The sequence below is a fragment of the Streptomyces sp. NBC_00775 genome, assembly GCF_036347135.1.
GTDB classification, from domain to species: domain Bacteria; phylum Actinomycetota; class Actinomycetes; order Streptomycetales; family Streptomycetaceae; genus Streptomyces; species Streptomyces lutosisoli.
The window spans coordinates 483,020-496,138 of sequence record NZ_CP108938.1; the positions used below are offsets into that span (position 1 = coordinate 483,020).

The following is a 13,119-nucleotide window of genomic DNA, read 5'->3' on the forward strand; positions in this document are numbered from 1 at the left end:
CGATGGCGACCACAACCGAAAACGCCGTGATCAAGCCCGAGCCCGATACCGCGGCCAGGCAGGCCAAGCGCAGGAACGACCGGTGGCGGGGCGCAGCCGTCGTGGTGCTGCTGCGCATCGCGGTGATCGTGGTCGCCCTCGTCCTGTGGCAGGTGATGAGCGGCCCTGTCGTCCCCGAGTACGCGGTCAGCAATCCGACCGACGTGGCGCATGCCCTGACCCGTCTGCTCGGCTCGGCGTCCGGGTGGACGGACGTCAGGGTGACGGCCGTCGAGGTGCTGGCCGGCTTCGGCCTGGGCGTCGCCGCCGGGACGGTGATGGGCCTGCTGCTGGGCTCCTTCCCGCTCGCGGGCCGGGTCCTCGAACCGCTGGTCGCGGCCCTCAACGGCATCCCGAAGATCGCGCTCGCGCCGCTGTTCCTGCTGTTCTTCGGAATCGGAGCCTGGTCGAAGATCACGATCGCCATGACCGGCGTCGCCTTCGTGGTCTTCTACAACGTCTATCTCGGCCTGCGCCTCAGGGAGCGCGAACTCGTCGAGGTCGTCCAGGTGATGGGCGGGCGCAGACACCACGTGCTCGGCTATGTGACGATCCCGACGCTCGCCGCGCCGTTCTTCGCCGCGCTCAAGACGGGCGGGCCGCTGGCCATCCTCGGCGTCATCGGCGGCGAGTTCATCGCCTCCTCCGAGGGCGTGGGCCACGAGCTGTTCACCGCGGCGCAGAACCTCGACGCGGCCGGCGAGTTCGCCGGCCTGATCATCCTCGTGGCGATGACGCTCGCCCTGAACGGCGTCCTGACGGCACTCGACACCTACGCCCTCAAGCGCCTCGGTCTCGCGGCCCGCCGTCAGGCGCCGCGTCGCACCCGGGCCACGGAATCCCCACGTTGAGAGAGGCTTGCCCCGAGATGAGCGATGCACCGCGAGTCCCCACCGCTGCCCGGCCCGACGCGCCGAGCAGACCGCCGTCCCGCAGAACCGTGTTGGGTGCCGTGGCGGCGTCGGCCGCGGCGTCGGTTCCGCTGCTCGCCGCCGCGCCGGCCGAGGCGGCGGCACGGAGCCGGACAACGGACCTCCTCTACATCGGCACTTGGGGCCGGGGCCAGGTGTACGCGGTCCGGTTTGACCCGGCCCTGGCGACCCTCACACCGATCGGACCCGTGGCGCAGGTCAGTTCGAACTGGGTGGCCGTTCATCCGACGCGCCCAGTCCTGTACGTCGCCGGCAGTGAGCAGGGAGGGTTCATCCGCTTCTTCCACATCGACAGGGCCACGGGCGGTCTTGGGCAGCTCGGCGAGATCGAGACGGAGACCGTACCGGCCGGCAGCGGCGGCCTCTCGTACATCGGCGTGGACCGCCGCTCGGACACCCTCATGGTCGCGGACTTCGCGGCGGGCACCGTGGTGTCCGTTCCCCTGGGCAGGGACGGCGGGCTCGGAGCGCCGGCGTCCCTCGTAGTGGACACCGGCTCCGGACCCAGCCCACGGCAGCAGGGTCCACACCCCCACCACGTGGTCGTCGACCCGAGCGGCCGGTTCGCGCTGGTCGCGGACTTCGGCGCCGACCGGGTCTTCGTCTACGGCTTCGACGGTGCCACGCGCGCCCTGTCCGCGGGCGCGCCGGACGGCCCGCGCTCCTACGCGACGGCACCGGGGTCGGGTCCGCGACGCCTGGTCTTCCACCCCGACGGCACGACCGTCTACCTGCTGAACGAGCTGACCGCGGACATCCAGACCCTGTGCTGGAACGCCGAGGAAGGCCTGCTGACACACCGCCAGACTCTGCCGACCAATGCGCCCGGCCACACCGGGACCACGAGCGCCGCCGAACTGGCCATCAGCCGCGACGGCCGCTTCCTCTACGTCTCCAACCGCGGCGAGAACGCCCTGGTCGTCTTCTCGACCGACCGGAGGACCGGCCTCCTCACGGAGATACAGCGCATCCCCTGCGCGGGAACCACACCGTGGAGCTTCTCAGTGCACCGCGGCGGCCGGTGGCTGTTCGTCGCGAACGAGGCGAGCAGCACGGTCAACCTTTTCAGTATCGACCCACGCTCCGGTCGCCTGACAGACACCGGCACGTCCGTACCCGTGCCGAACCCTGACTGCATCACCTTCGCCTACCACTGACCCACGGATGAGGAGCGTCGGCGGCACACGGACCGGCTCGGCGCCGCCGGCCTGGAACGCGTCAAGGTCCGCGGCCCGTCCGGCCGGCCCCGCACCCGTCCTACCGCGTGGCCGCGGGACAGGCGTACCCCGCTCTAGGCCGAGGCGGCACCGCTCGCCTGCACGGCCGCGACAAGTGCGTCGAGTTGCCCGCGGACTCGGGCGGCGGTGACATGGGCGGCCAGTCCGCGTCCACCGAGGAGGTGGCACGCCGGGCCAACGTCGGCATCGCCACAGTCTTCCGGCACTTCCCCACCAAAGCGGCGCTGCTGCAGGCCGTTCTCGTACAGCGGTTCGATCACCTGCGCGAACAGGCCGAAACGCTGTTTCACGCCACTGACCCGGGTGCGGCGTTCTTCGACTTCTTCAGCCACCTCGTCACCGACGCGGCCGGCAAAATCGCCATAGCCGAGGCCCTGCTCGAAGCCGGTGGCGACCACGGCGGCGACGCCGCTCAGGCATCGGACGGACTGCGTCGAGCCGTCGGTGCGCTGCTTCAGCACGCCCAACGCGCAGGCGCCGTCCGAGACGACGTCGAACTGCCCGAGGTGTACGCCTTGCTCGTGGCCACATCACAGACATCCGCACACGCCCACCTCAAGGAGGAGGTACGAGACCGGATGCTCGCCATCGTCTTCGACGGCCTCGCGCCAGTCCGGGCTCGCGGCCGCGAATGAAGATCTGAACTCGGAACATGCTCTGGTCAGGAATCGGCGCCTGGTCGGACGGGAAGCTCGTGGGCATCGCGCACTATCTGTTCCACCTATCTGTTCTACGCGACGCTCTGGCTGGAGGACAGCTGCTGTCTCCAGGATCTCTTCGTCGACGAAGCGGCGTGCGGCCAGGGCCTGTCGGGCTCATGAACGGAGCCGGAGCCGGATCCCTACCGACGAGCCACGGCGGCGATACGGTCGAGCGCCCGCCGCACGTCGGCGCGTGAGACGTCGCAGTGGGTGATCAGGCGCAGGCGGCCGCCCAGTGACAGGGCGAGTACTCCCGCTCGTCCGCATTCCTCGACCGCCTTTGCCGCATCGGGAACGTGGACCATGACGATGTTCGTCTCGGGTACCGCTACGTCCCAACCGAGTTCACGCAGACCGCCGGCGAGCAGTTCGGCGTTCTCGTGGTCCTCCGCGAGCCGGTCGACGCGTTCCAGTGCCACCAGCCCGGCCGCGGCGAGCACGCCGCCCTGGCGTACTCCCCCGCCGAGCATCTTGCGCACCCGCCGGGCCTCGCGCACGAAGTCGGCGCTCCCGCCGACGACCGAACCCACCGGTGCCCCCAGCCCCTTGCTCAGACATGCCTGGACGGTGTCCACACCCCGGGTGAGCTCGGCCGGGGTGGTCTTCTGTGCCACAGCCGCGTTCCAGATCCGGGCGCCGTCCAGATGGACCAGCAGGCCCGTCTCCCTTGCCGCGGAAACCAGTTCGGCGTGCTCCCGAGGCGATGTCGTCGTGCCGCCGGCCGTGTTGTGGGTGTTCTCCAGGCACAGGAGCCTGTTGCGCAGGGCGAAGTACGGGCCGCGGCCGGACGCCGCGGCGCGGATGGCCTGTGCGGTGATCCTGCCCGGACCGGCCGCCCAGGGCAGCGGCTGCGGCATGCCGCCGGCGAGCCATGCCGCCGTACCGATCTCGCTGTCCAGCACATGGGCCTGTTGGGATGCGAAGAAGCGGTCACCTCGTTGCAGGTGGAGGAAGAGAGCCACGAGGTTTCCCATGGAGCCGCTCGGCACCCACAACGAAGCTTCCACGCCGAGCCGTTCAGCCGCTCGCTCCTCCAGAGCGCGCATGGTGGGGTCGCCGTCGAGGACGTCGTCCCCGACCTCGGCCGCGGCCATCGCGGCACGCATCTCCGCGTCGGGGCGGGTCACGGTGTCGGATCGCAGGTCGATCGGTGCTGCGCTGCTCATCATGGCCTCTCGGGTGAACTGTGGCCCGGCCGAAGCCGGTCCCTCGCGGTTCATGGACCACGGAAGACCGCCCGTGCTCCTGGTGGATCAGCGCCATTGTGAGCGCAGACCACCGGACACGGGGCCCTCCCGGTCTGCCCACAGTGATCGCCTGCCAGAATTGGGGCAGCATTGGTGTGCGGCAGAGCTTGCCGCGGACGATGGAGGAGCCCTGTGCCACTGCCCTCAGACCCTTTGCGGAAACTGGGATTCCTGACCATCGGGCTGTTCGACCAGGACAACCCCGGCCGCGGCCACGAGTCGACACTCGACATCATCGAACTGGGTGAACGGCTCGGTTTCGACAGTGCGTGGGTGCGCCACCGTCATCTCCAGTACGGCATCTCCTCCCCCGTCGCGGTCCTGGCAGCGGCCTCCCAGCGCACCCGCCGCATCGAACTGGGGACCGCGGTCATCCCGGTCGGATGGGAGAACCCGCTGCGGCTGGCCGAAGACCTGGCAACCGTGGACATCCTGTCCGCGGGCCGCCTCAATCCGGGCGTCAGCGTCGGCCCGCCGATGCACTACGAGCAGGTCAAACACGCCCTCTATCCCGACACCGCGGACGCCGAGGACTTCGGCTACGAGCGTGTGGAGCGGCTGCTGGACTTCGTACGCGGCAAGTCGGCCACCGACTTCAGCGGGGTCGAGGGCTTCGAGGTGTTCTCCGACCGCGTCCAGCCCCACTCCCCCGGTCTGGGCCGCCGTATGTGGTACGGCGGCGGCAGCCTGCGGTCGGCGCAGTGGGCCGGTGAGCACGGAATGAACTTCCTGACCAGCAGCGTCGTAAAGGCGGAGGAGTCCGAGGACTTCGCCGAGGTCCAGCTCTCCCACGTACGCGCCTTCCGCGCCCACCATCCCGACGGCGACCGGGCCCGTGTCTCCCAGGGACTCGTCGTGATTCCCACGGACAGTGCCTCTCCCGAGCAGCGCGCGAAGTACGAGGAGTACGCCCGCAAGCGGATGCCGCGCACCGCGACGCCGCAGGGGCCGGCGCGCATGATGTTCGCGCCCGATCTCGTGGGAACATCCGATCAGATCGCCGAACGGCTCTATTCCCACGTCGCGTTCCGCGAGATCGACGAGGTCGCCTTCGCACTGCCCTTCACCTTCGACCACGACGACTACGTCCAGATCCTCACCGACATCGCCACCAGGCTCGGCCCGGCGCTCGGCTGGCGACCGTCGGCCTGAAGGCCGACGCCGCTGACCGGTGGAGCGGGCCGGCCTGGTCGCCTCACCCTGCCGACGGCGCGGCTCCGTGTCGGTTGCGGAAGGTACGGCGCAGGTCGTCGACCCAGGCGTCCGGGGTCTCCCAGGGGATGAAGTGGCCGCCGCTGTCGTGAGCGGTGAGGTTGACGTGGTGGTACCAGTCGGCGCGGTCGCTGGAGAGCCAGTTCTGGACGCGCTGCTCGGTGGTGGTGACGCCCGGCGGGTTCTCGTAGCCGACGAAGGTGATGCCGGTGGGGGCCTCGATGGCCGGCCGACGGTCGTGGGAGGGCGTCCAGGGGTAGCGGTTGGCGTTGGCGTAGTAGCGGATCGAGGTTCCGATGGCGTTGTTGGCCCAGAAGATCGTGGCGTGAGTGAGGAGGTCGTCCTTGGAGAAGACGTTCTCCACATTGCCGTGATCGTCACTCCAGCTCGCCCAGCGTTCCAGGATCCAGGCGAGCAGCCCGACCGGTGAGTCGGAGAGCCCGTGGGCGAGGGTGCTGGGGGCGAGGAGGTGGGCGGCCAGGTGGACGGCGAAGCGCCGCTCGAAGGCGACCAGTTGCCGGCGTACGGGCTCGGGCAGGCCTTCGGGGATCGGGTGCCCGCCGCTGAGGTCCCAGGCCCGGTCGCCGTTGAAGAAGGTGAGTTTCAGTCCGGAGCCGATATGGATGCCGTGCAGTTCGTCGGCGTACTTGTGGCCGAGCTGGCCGGTGACGAGGGCGCCGACGTCGCATCCGCCGGCGGCGTATTTCTGGTGGCCGAGCGTGCCGGTCATCAGGGTGTGCCAGAGGTCGGCGACCTTCCAGAAGTTCATGTCCGGGTGGTCCGGCAGCGGGGTGGAGAAGCCGAAGCCGGGAAGGGAGGGGACGATGACGTCGAACGCGTCGGCCGGGTCACCACCGAACGCGGCGGGGTCGGCGAGCGGGTCGACGACCTTGGACCAGTGCCAGAACGTCCAGGGCCAGCCGTGCGTGAGGATGAGTGGCGTGGGGTCGGGGCCGACGCCGGGTTTGCGCATGAAGTGGACCGGAACGCCCTGGACGTCGACCTTGTAGTGCTCGTAGACGTTGATGGCGGCTTCGGCCTTGCGCCAGTCGTAGTGATGGAGCCAGTGGTCGGCGAGTTCCTGGAGGTAGCCACGGCTGACGCCGTAGTACCCGTCCTCATTGCCCGCGTCGTCGGCCCATCTCGTGAGCCGCAGACGCGTCTTGAGGTCGTCGAGGACGGCGTCGGGCACATGGATGGGCACGGGCTCCAGCGGGAACCGCGCTGTGGCTGCCATGAGGATTCCTTCCGGGTCGGTCGGGAGAAGGCACCGCGCTGCCGGTCAGCGCTCAGTGTCCATGAGCGCGGCCATCCGTGCCGGCGCGGGCAGGGCGACGCCGATGGCGCGGCGTTACTCGGGAGTCAGGGCCTCGATCAGCTGCGAGAGCCGGCGGACGCGGCCCTCGTACCGGGTCCGAACGATCTGCGCCCCGGCCCGGGGTCACCCGAACGAGTACCGCACGGCCGTCTTCGGGGTCCGGCTGCCGCTCAACCAGACCCTCAGACCCTCAGTCCCTCAGTCCCTCAGTCCTTGAGACGGTCGATCTGCCGGATCTTGTTGGTGGCGTCGAGGGCGGCGATCTTGTAGGACTCGGCGAGTGTCGGGTAGTTGAACACCGCGTCGACCAGGTAGTCGACCGTGCCGCCGCAACCCATGACGGACTGGCCGATGTGGATGAGTTCAGTGGCGCCGGTGCCGAAGCAGTGGACGCCGAGCAGTTTGCGGTCGTCGGGCGAGACCAGCAGCTTGAGCATGCCGTGCGAGTCGCCGATGATCTGACCCCGGGCCAGTTCGCGATAACGGGAGATGCCCACCTCGAAAGGCACGCATTCCTCGGTGAGTTGGTCCTCGGTCCGCCCGATGAAGCTGATTTCCGGGATGGTGTAGATGCCGATCGGCTGGAGGTCGTGCATCCGGTTCACCGGCTCGCCACAGGCGTGGTACGCCGCCGTGCGCCCCTGCTCCATCGAGGTGGCCGCCAGGGCGGGGAAGCCGATGACGTCACCGACGGCGTAGATGTGCGGCACCTCGGTGCGGTAGTGCTCGTCGACCGTGATCCGGCCGCGCCGGTCGGCGGACAATCCGGCCTTGTCCAGGTCGAGTTCGTCGGTCAGACCCTGCCGGCCCGCCGAGTACATGACGGTGTCGGCGGGGATCTTCTTGCCGCTCTCCAGAATGGTGAGGGTGCCTCGGGGGTGGCGCTCGACCGCGGCGACGGTCTCGCCGAAGCGGAAGGTGACGGCCAGGTCCCGCAGGTGGTACTTCAGCGACTCGATCACCTCGACGTCGCAGAAGTCGAGCATCCCGGGCCGCTTCTCGACGACTGTGATCTTGCTGCCGAGGGCGGCGAACATGGAGGCGTACTCCATGCCGATCACACCGGCCCCGACGATGACCATGGAGCGCGGCACCTGCTCCAGGTTCAGCACGTTGTCCGAGTCCATGATCGTCCGCCCGTCGAACTCGACGGTCGCGGGCCTGGCCGGACGGGTGCCGGTGGCGATCACTATGTGCTCGGCGCTCAACTGCCGTTCATGGCCGTTCACTTCGCGCAGGGCGATGGTGTGGTCGTCCAGGAAGCTGCCGGTGCCCGCGAAGAGCGAGACGTGGTTGCGTGACAGTTGGCTGCGGATGACGTCGACTTCGCGGCTGACCACGTGCTCGGTGCGCGCGGTCAGATCGGCGACGGTGATGTCCTCCTTCAAGCGGTAGCTCTGGCCGTACAGATCGCGCTGGGTGAGGCCGGTGAGATACAGGACCGCCTCACGCAGAGTCTTTGAGGGGATGGTCCCGGTGTGGATGGAGACCCCGCCGACCATGTCGGGGCGGTCGACGACGGCGACCCGGCGGCCGAGCTTGGCCGCAGCGATGGCAGCCTTCTGGCCGCCCGGGCCGGATCCGATGACGAGCATGTCGAAGTCAGGCACCCTCCGGAGTCTGTCAGTCGCGAGCCCTCCGTCGAAAGGGTGAACGGGGGATCATTCGCAAAGCATGGACGCCGAACCTGTCCCGGGGGCCTCCGCCAGGGACGGCCGGGCCGGGCGGAGTTGGGGGTGAACGCCCGGGGCGGCACCGCCGCCGTGCCCGGCCGCCGTCGCCTACGGTACCGAGCAACAGGCGCACACATCGGCCAGGAAGGGCGTGGTGAACATGGGCGATCTCCTGCCGTACGTCGATGAACACACGACGGCGATCGCGGCCGGAACCGAGGTTGTCTGGCAGGTGCTGGGCAACACGCTGGACCGGTCTTCCTCACGTCCCGGCGCGGTCGGCTACGCGAGGCTGGTGAACTGCGCGGACCGGACGGCGTCCGGACCACGCCCCCTTGCCGAGGGTTCGACGTTCCCGGGCTTCCGGGTGACGGCGGCGCTACCGGGACGTGAGCTGGTCCTGGAAGGGCGCCATCGATTCTCGACGTACGCCCTGACCTTCCGCCTCGAAGAACTCGGGCCGGACCGAACGCGCCTTCGGGCCGAAACGAGAGCCTCCTTCCCCGGCCTGACCGGCGGGCTCTACCGGCGGCTCGTCATCGGGACGGGTGGGCACGGAGTGGGCGTGCGGCGACTGCTCGCGGGGATTCGCCGTCGATCCGAGGAGCGCTCGGGCGACGGTCACCGGGGTCGGTGACCTCGCGGGAGGCGGGGGCGCGCAGCGCACGGGCGGGACGCGCCGCCGGGGTGTCCGGCCCGGAAGGTATCCCTCATTTCCGGCTGAGATGACGGCGGTTGGAGTCCCAGCTCGGTCCTCGCGAAGCGGCATGACGGGGCGTTGTCACACCCGTCTGCGAGGGTGTGTGTACGGGCGCCATGAGGAGTCGCCCTGATGGGGACCGGAGGGGGCATGGTGGCAGGTCGGGTTGGCGGCTGGGCAGGCGTGAGTTGGGAAGACTGGCGGGACTACGACGGCATTCGGCGGCGTCTCGATCAGGGCGCCGATCCGGAGGCCTGGAGCGGAGGGCGGCCTCTGCACCGGGCGGCGGGGTTCGGCTCGCCGGAGGTCGTCGCGGAGCTGGCCGGACGGGTCGCGGACGTGGACGCGCTGGAGAACGGGACGACCGCGTTGTGGGAGGCCCTCTTCACCAGCCGACCGGACAACGCGCGGGCCCTCGCGGCCGCCGGAGCAGATCTCTGGCGCCCCCAGATCGGCGGTTGGTCGCCGGGCCGGCTCAGCCTGGCCGGGCCGACGCCGGACCTGTTCGCGGTACCCGAGGGGGAACGCACGCTGACCGAGGCCGAACGCGCGGTGGCCAAGGAGGGCGGACGGCTGGTCACGGCGCTGGGAGGCATCGACTACGACGGCACGGGCCTGGCATGCGTGGCCGGGATCGACGCCAAGGAAGCGATACGCCGCTTGGAGGCGACACCGGCGGAAGGCGAGGAACTGGACGAACTGGTCGAGGATCCGTACGCGTACGACATGGACGAGACCCTGCAGATCATCGGCGTGACGACCGTGCCGGGCGGCTGTGTCGTCACCCAGCCGTGGGGGTACGCGCCACAGATGCCGGGCGTGCTGAGCCGGCTGTCCCTCGGCACCGTCTGCTACCGGGATTCATTCGCAGTGCACCGGCCTTCAGGACGGTGGTGAAGCGAATCTGGTGGTCGCGACGCGGAGTGTCGCGGATGCGTGCCCGGCGGAGCCGGGTGCTGCTCACGCCGACCGGTTCTGCTGCTCGATGTACTGCTTGACCACGGAGAGCGGGGCGCCGCCCACGGTCCCGGCGAAGTAGGAACCGGACCACAGCTTGTTGGCCCGCCAGTAGTAGCGCACCAGGTCGGGGAACTCCTGACGCAGACGGCGGGAGGAGACGCCCTTGAGGGAATTGACGAATTTGGTCACGGCGACCTTGGGCGGGAAGTTCACCAGGAGGTGGACGTGGTTGTCGTCACCGTTGAACTCCACCAGCTCACACTCGAAGTCCGCGCACACCGACCGCATGATCTCCTCCATGCGTGTCAGATGAGCATGGATGAACACCTTGTGCCGGAACTTGGTCGGGAAGTTCGCGTGCACGTGCATCACGAAAACACAGTGCCGGGCAGTTCTGATCTTCTGTATCCCGCCCATGACCCAAGTGTCTAGCGTGGCCGCCATGCAGCTCCGGTACGCCCTCAGGTTGTACCCGGACTCCGGCCAGCGTGTCGCGCTGGCGAGGGCGTTCGGGTGCGCCCGCGTCGTGTTCAACGACGCCGTGCGCGCCCGCGAACACGCCCGCACAGCGGGCGAAGCCTTCCCGAAGGCAGGCGAGCTGTCGAAGAAGCTCATCACCGAGGCGAAACGGACCGAGGCACGGTCCTGGCTCGGCGAGGTCTCCGCCGTGATCCTCCAGCAGGCGCTGCGCGACGCGGAAGCCGCCTACCAGAACTTCTTCGCCTCCCTCAAGGGCGCACGCAAGGGCCCGAAGGCGGGTACGCCCCGCTTCAAGTCCCGCAAGGACACCCGGCAGTCGATCCGCTTCACGGCCAACGCCCGCTGGTCGATCACCGACAGCGGGCGGCTGAACCTTCCCAAGGTCGGCGCGGTGAAGGTGAAGTGGTCACGGACCCTGCCCACCCAGCCCTCCTCGGTCACCGTGATCAAGGACGCGGCCGGGCGGTACTTCGCCTCCTTCGTCATCGACACCGACCCGCACACCGACGCCACCCGGATGCCCGACACCGACCAGACCATCGGCATCGACCTGGGACTCACCCACTTCGCCGTCCTCTCCGACGGCACGAAGATCGACTCCCCCAGGTTCCTGCGCCGCGCGGAGAAGAAACTCAAGAAGGCCCAGCGGGAGCTGTCCCGCAAGCAGAAAGGCAGCAAGAACCGTGAGAAGGCCCGCCTGACGGTCGCCCGCGCCCACGCACAAGTGGCCGACGCCCGCCGGGAGTTCCACCACCAGCTCTCCACCCAGCTGATCCGCGACAACCAAGCGATCGGCGTGGAAGACCTGGCGGTCAAAGGACTCGCACGCACAAGACTGGCGAAGAGTGTGCACGATGCGGGCTGGGCACAGTTCGCACACATGCTGGAATACAAAGCGGTCAGGTACGGGCGGACCCTGGTGAAGATCGGCAGGTTCGAGCCGACCAGCCAGACCTGCTCCGCGTGCGGGGCCAGGGACGGCCCCAAACCCCTCCACATCCGGGAATGGACCTGCGCCGCCTGCGGCACGGTCCATGACCGGGACCACAACGCCGCGAAGAACGTCAAAACGGCCGCCGGACTGGCGGTTACAGCCTGCGGAGCGCAGTTAAGACCAGGACTCGTCCCGGCACAGCGCGACGAAACAGGAAGCCACGGACTCTCCACCGAACCCCGTGCCGCGTAGCGGCACAGCAACCGGTAGGGAAGGCCAGAATCCTCGGGCTTCAGCCCGAGGAGCAAGTCAAGGCCTGTACGCCAATCCCAAGAGCGGTAACCAGGGCAGCATCGCCCGCGACGGAGTCATCGAGGCGTGGGACCTCCACCCGGGCGGCGCACCGGACCTCGACGCCACATCCGGGGAAGTCCTGGCCGCCTACCTCTTCCAAAGCAGCGCGGTGGCCTACTCGTGCTCCTACGCGGGACTGCGGCCGACGGACGCCCGCGCCGTCGCCGGGCCGCCCGACGCATGGGTTGAACTGCCTGAGCGGGACTACTGGAGCAGCTGACCCAGGACGCGCCACGAGCAGCTAGGGGTGACGCCCCCCTGGTTGAATCGCCGCCGCCTGACCGGATTTCGGCCTGCGTCGATCACGTCCCGCGGTCGTTCGTGACCCATTGTCAGTGGTCCTTGCCATGATGGGTGATGGCACGGTGAGCGATCACACGACTACGGGGGGTACGGGTGCTTTCGATCGACGTGTGCGGGAAGAGCGGCAAAGCGTGTCGGCCGGGCGGTGCCCCGTGACGCGCCGTCGGCCGCCCGTCCGGTGGCTCGGGCGGAGGCCCAGCAGGCGGCAACGGGAGGCGGACGCACGACTGTTGGTGATCCTGGTGGTCGCCGGCGCGGCCGTCCTGGTGGTCCGATGGCTCGCGGACCACTGGTGGGTGGTCGTGACCGCTGTGGTGTTCGCGGGTCTCGCGGGGGCCGGGTGGCTGTACCGGAGTCGGCAGCGGGCGCGGTGGGAGGAAGTGCGGTCGCGCAGGCTGCGGTACGCGCTGGCGCAGCTGGACGGGCTGCACCACCAGGAGTTCGAGCAGGCGGTACGGGAGTTGATGCGCCGTGACGGCTGCCCGGATTCCGCGCGGGTCGGTGGCCGTGGGGATCTGGGCGCGGACGTGAAGGCGACGGACCCGTTCGGGCGGCGCTGGGTGATCCAGTGCAAGCACCGCCGCGACGGGGATCGCGGGTCCGCGGTGGGCACACCGGATCTGCAGGTCCTCAATGGCACGGCGCGACCCGTGCACCGGGCCGATGTGGCGGTCATGGTGACCAATGGCCGGATAACGGGCCCCGCGCGGGACTTCGCGGAGCAGCAGCGGCTCCACCTCGTCGACCGCCGGCTGCTCGCCACCTGGGCGGCGGGATCGCAACCGCTGTGGGAGCTGCTGCGGGCACTCCCACCGCCGCGCGGACGATCCGCTCTGTCCTGACCGTCCGTGACGAACAGGATGGAGCCTCGGGGAGCGCGCCTTGGGGAGCCTTGGGGAGGGGCTGGAAATGAAGAACCGTCCCGTGCGAGCGACGGTCCGTGGGCCGGGAACTCGGCCTCGGGCGAACTGCTCGGTGAATCGTGCACGGTTGTCGCCGGTGTGGGCTACATTCGGGAATCCTCGACA

General features: G+C 69.3%; 12 protein-coding genes. 8 read left to right on the forward strand and 4 right to left on the reverse strand.

What is annotated here, in order from left to right:
- Positions 1 to 2: 2 nt before the first annotated feature.
- The 3 genes from OIC96_RS02330 to OIC96_RS02340 all read left to right on the forward strand — a co-directional run bounded on the left by OIC96_RS02330 (position 3) and on the right by OIC96_RS02340 (position 2,844).
- Positions 3 to 890, forward strand: a complete 888-nt coding sequence (locus tag OIC96_RS02330) for an ABC transporter permease (protein ID WP_330309566.1) — start codon at positions 3 to 5, stop codon at positions 888 to 890.
- A 17-nt stretch (positions 891 to 907) separates the two neighbouring features.
- The gene (locus tag OIC96_RS02335) at positions 908 to 2,128 is read left to right on the forward strand and encodes a lactonase family protein (RefSeq protein ID WP_330309565.1); all 1,221 of its coding nucleotides are present in this window, start codon (positions 908 to 910) and stop codon (positions 2,126 to 2,128) included.
- A gap of 107 nt (positions 2,129 to 2,235) precedes the next feature.
- Positions 2,236 to 2,844 (forward strand): TetR/AcrR family transcriptional regulator, encoded by a 609-nt coding sequence (locus OIC96_RS02340; protein ID WP_330309564.1) that lies wholly within the window; start codon positions 2,236 to 2,238, stop codon positions 2,842 to 2,844.
- Between the two features lie 206 nt (positions 2,845 to 3,050).
- Here the strand turns inward: OIC96_RS02340 and OIC96_RS02345 are convergent, their stop codons facing one another.
- A complete protein-coding gene (locus OIC96_RS02345) occupies positions 3,051 to 4,076 on the reverse strand; it encodes a threonine aldolase family protein (RefSeq protein WP_330309563.1) in 1,026 nt (341 codons plus the stop codon).
- A gap of 213 nt (positions 4,077 to 4,289) precedes the next feature.
- Here OIC96_RS02345 and OIC96_RS02350 point away from each other — a divergent pair, with 213 nt between their 5' ends.
- Positions 4,290 to 5,309, forward strand: a complete 1,020-nt coding sequence (locus tag OIC96_RS02350; protein WP_330309562.1) for an LLM class flavin-dependent oxidoreductase — start codon at positions 4,290 to 4,292, stop codon at positions 5,307 to 5,309.
- A 43-nt stretch (positions 5,310 to 5,352) separates the two neighbouring features.
- Here the strand turns inward: OIC96_RS02350 and OIC96_RS02355 are convergent, their stop codons facing one another.
- Both OIC96_RS02355 and sthA read right to left on the reverse strand, forming a co-directional pair.
- Positions 5,353 to 6,606 carry an epoxide hydrolase family protein gene (locus OIC96_RS02355; RefSeq protein WP_330309561.1) on the reverse strand — a complete coding sequence of 418 codons (1,254 nt, stop codon included), beginning with the start codon at positions 6,604 to 6,606 and terminating at the stop codon, positions 5,353 to 5,355.
- A 287-nt stretch (positions 6,607 to 6,893) separates the two neighbouring features.
- Positions 6,894 to 8,297 carry a Si-specific NAD(P)(+) transhydrogenase gene (sthA, locus tag OIC96_RS02360; protein WP_330309560.1) on the reverse strand — a complete coding sequence of 468 codons (1,404 nt, stop codon included), beginning with the start codon at positions 8,295 to 8,297 and terminating at the stop codon, positions 6,894 to 6,896.
- A 223-nt stretch (positions 8,298 to 8,520) separates the two neighbouring features.
- Here sthA and OIC96_RS02365 point away from each other — a divergent pair, with 223 nt between their 5' ends.
- Positions 8,521 to 8,997, forward strand: a complete 477-nt coding sequence (locus tag OIC96_RS02365) for a hypothetical protein (protein ID WP_330309559.1) — start codon at positions 8,521 to 8,523, stop codon at positions 8,995 to 8,997.
- A gap of 195 nt (positions 8,998 to 9,192) precedes the next feature.
- Positions 9,193 to 9,957 carry an ankyrin repeat domain-containing protein gene (locus OIC96_RS02370; protein WP_330309558.1) on the forward strand — a complete coding sequence of 255 codons (765 nt, stop codon included), beginning with the start codon at positions 9,193 to 9,195 and terminating at the stop codon, positions 9,955 to 9,957.
- 63 nt (positions 9,958 to 10,020) lie between these two features.
- On the opposite strand, the gene tnpA is transcribed toward OIC96_RS02370, so the two are convergent.
- Positions 10,021 to 10,437, reverse strand: a complete 417-nt coding sequence (gene tnpA, locus OIC96_RS02375) for an IS200/IS605 family transposase (protein WP_330309557.1) — start codon at positions 10,435 to 10,437, stop codon at positions 10,021 to 10,023.
- A gap of 25 nt (positions 10,438 to 10,462) precedes the next feature.
- Here tnpA and OIC96_RS02380 point away from each other — a divergent pair, with 25 nt between their 5' ends.
- Both OIC96_RS02380 and OIC96_RS02385 read left to right on the forward strand, forming a co-directional pair.
- Positions 10,463 to 11,686 carry an RNA-guided endonuclease InsQ/TnpB family protein gene (locus OIC96_RS02380; protein WP_330309556.1) on the forward strand — a complete coding sequence of 408 codons (1,224 nt, stop codon included), beginning with the start codon at positions 10,463 to 10,465 and terminating at the stop codon, positions 11,684 to 11,686.
- Between the two features lie 557 nt (positions 11,687 to 12,243).
- Positions 12,244 to 12,933: a restriction endonuclease gene (locus tag OIC96_RS02385; protein WP_406502213.1), complete on the forward strand. Its 690-nt coding sequence runs from the start codon at positions 12,244 to 12,246 to the stop codon at positions 12,931 to 12,933.
- Positions 12,934 to 13,119 lie beyond the last annotated feature (186 nt).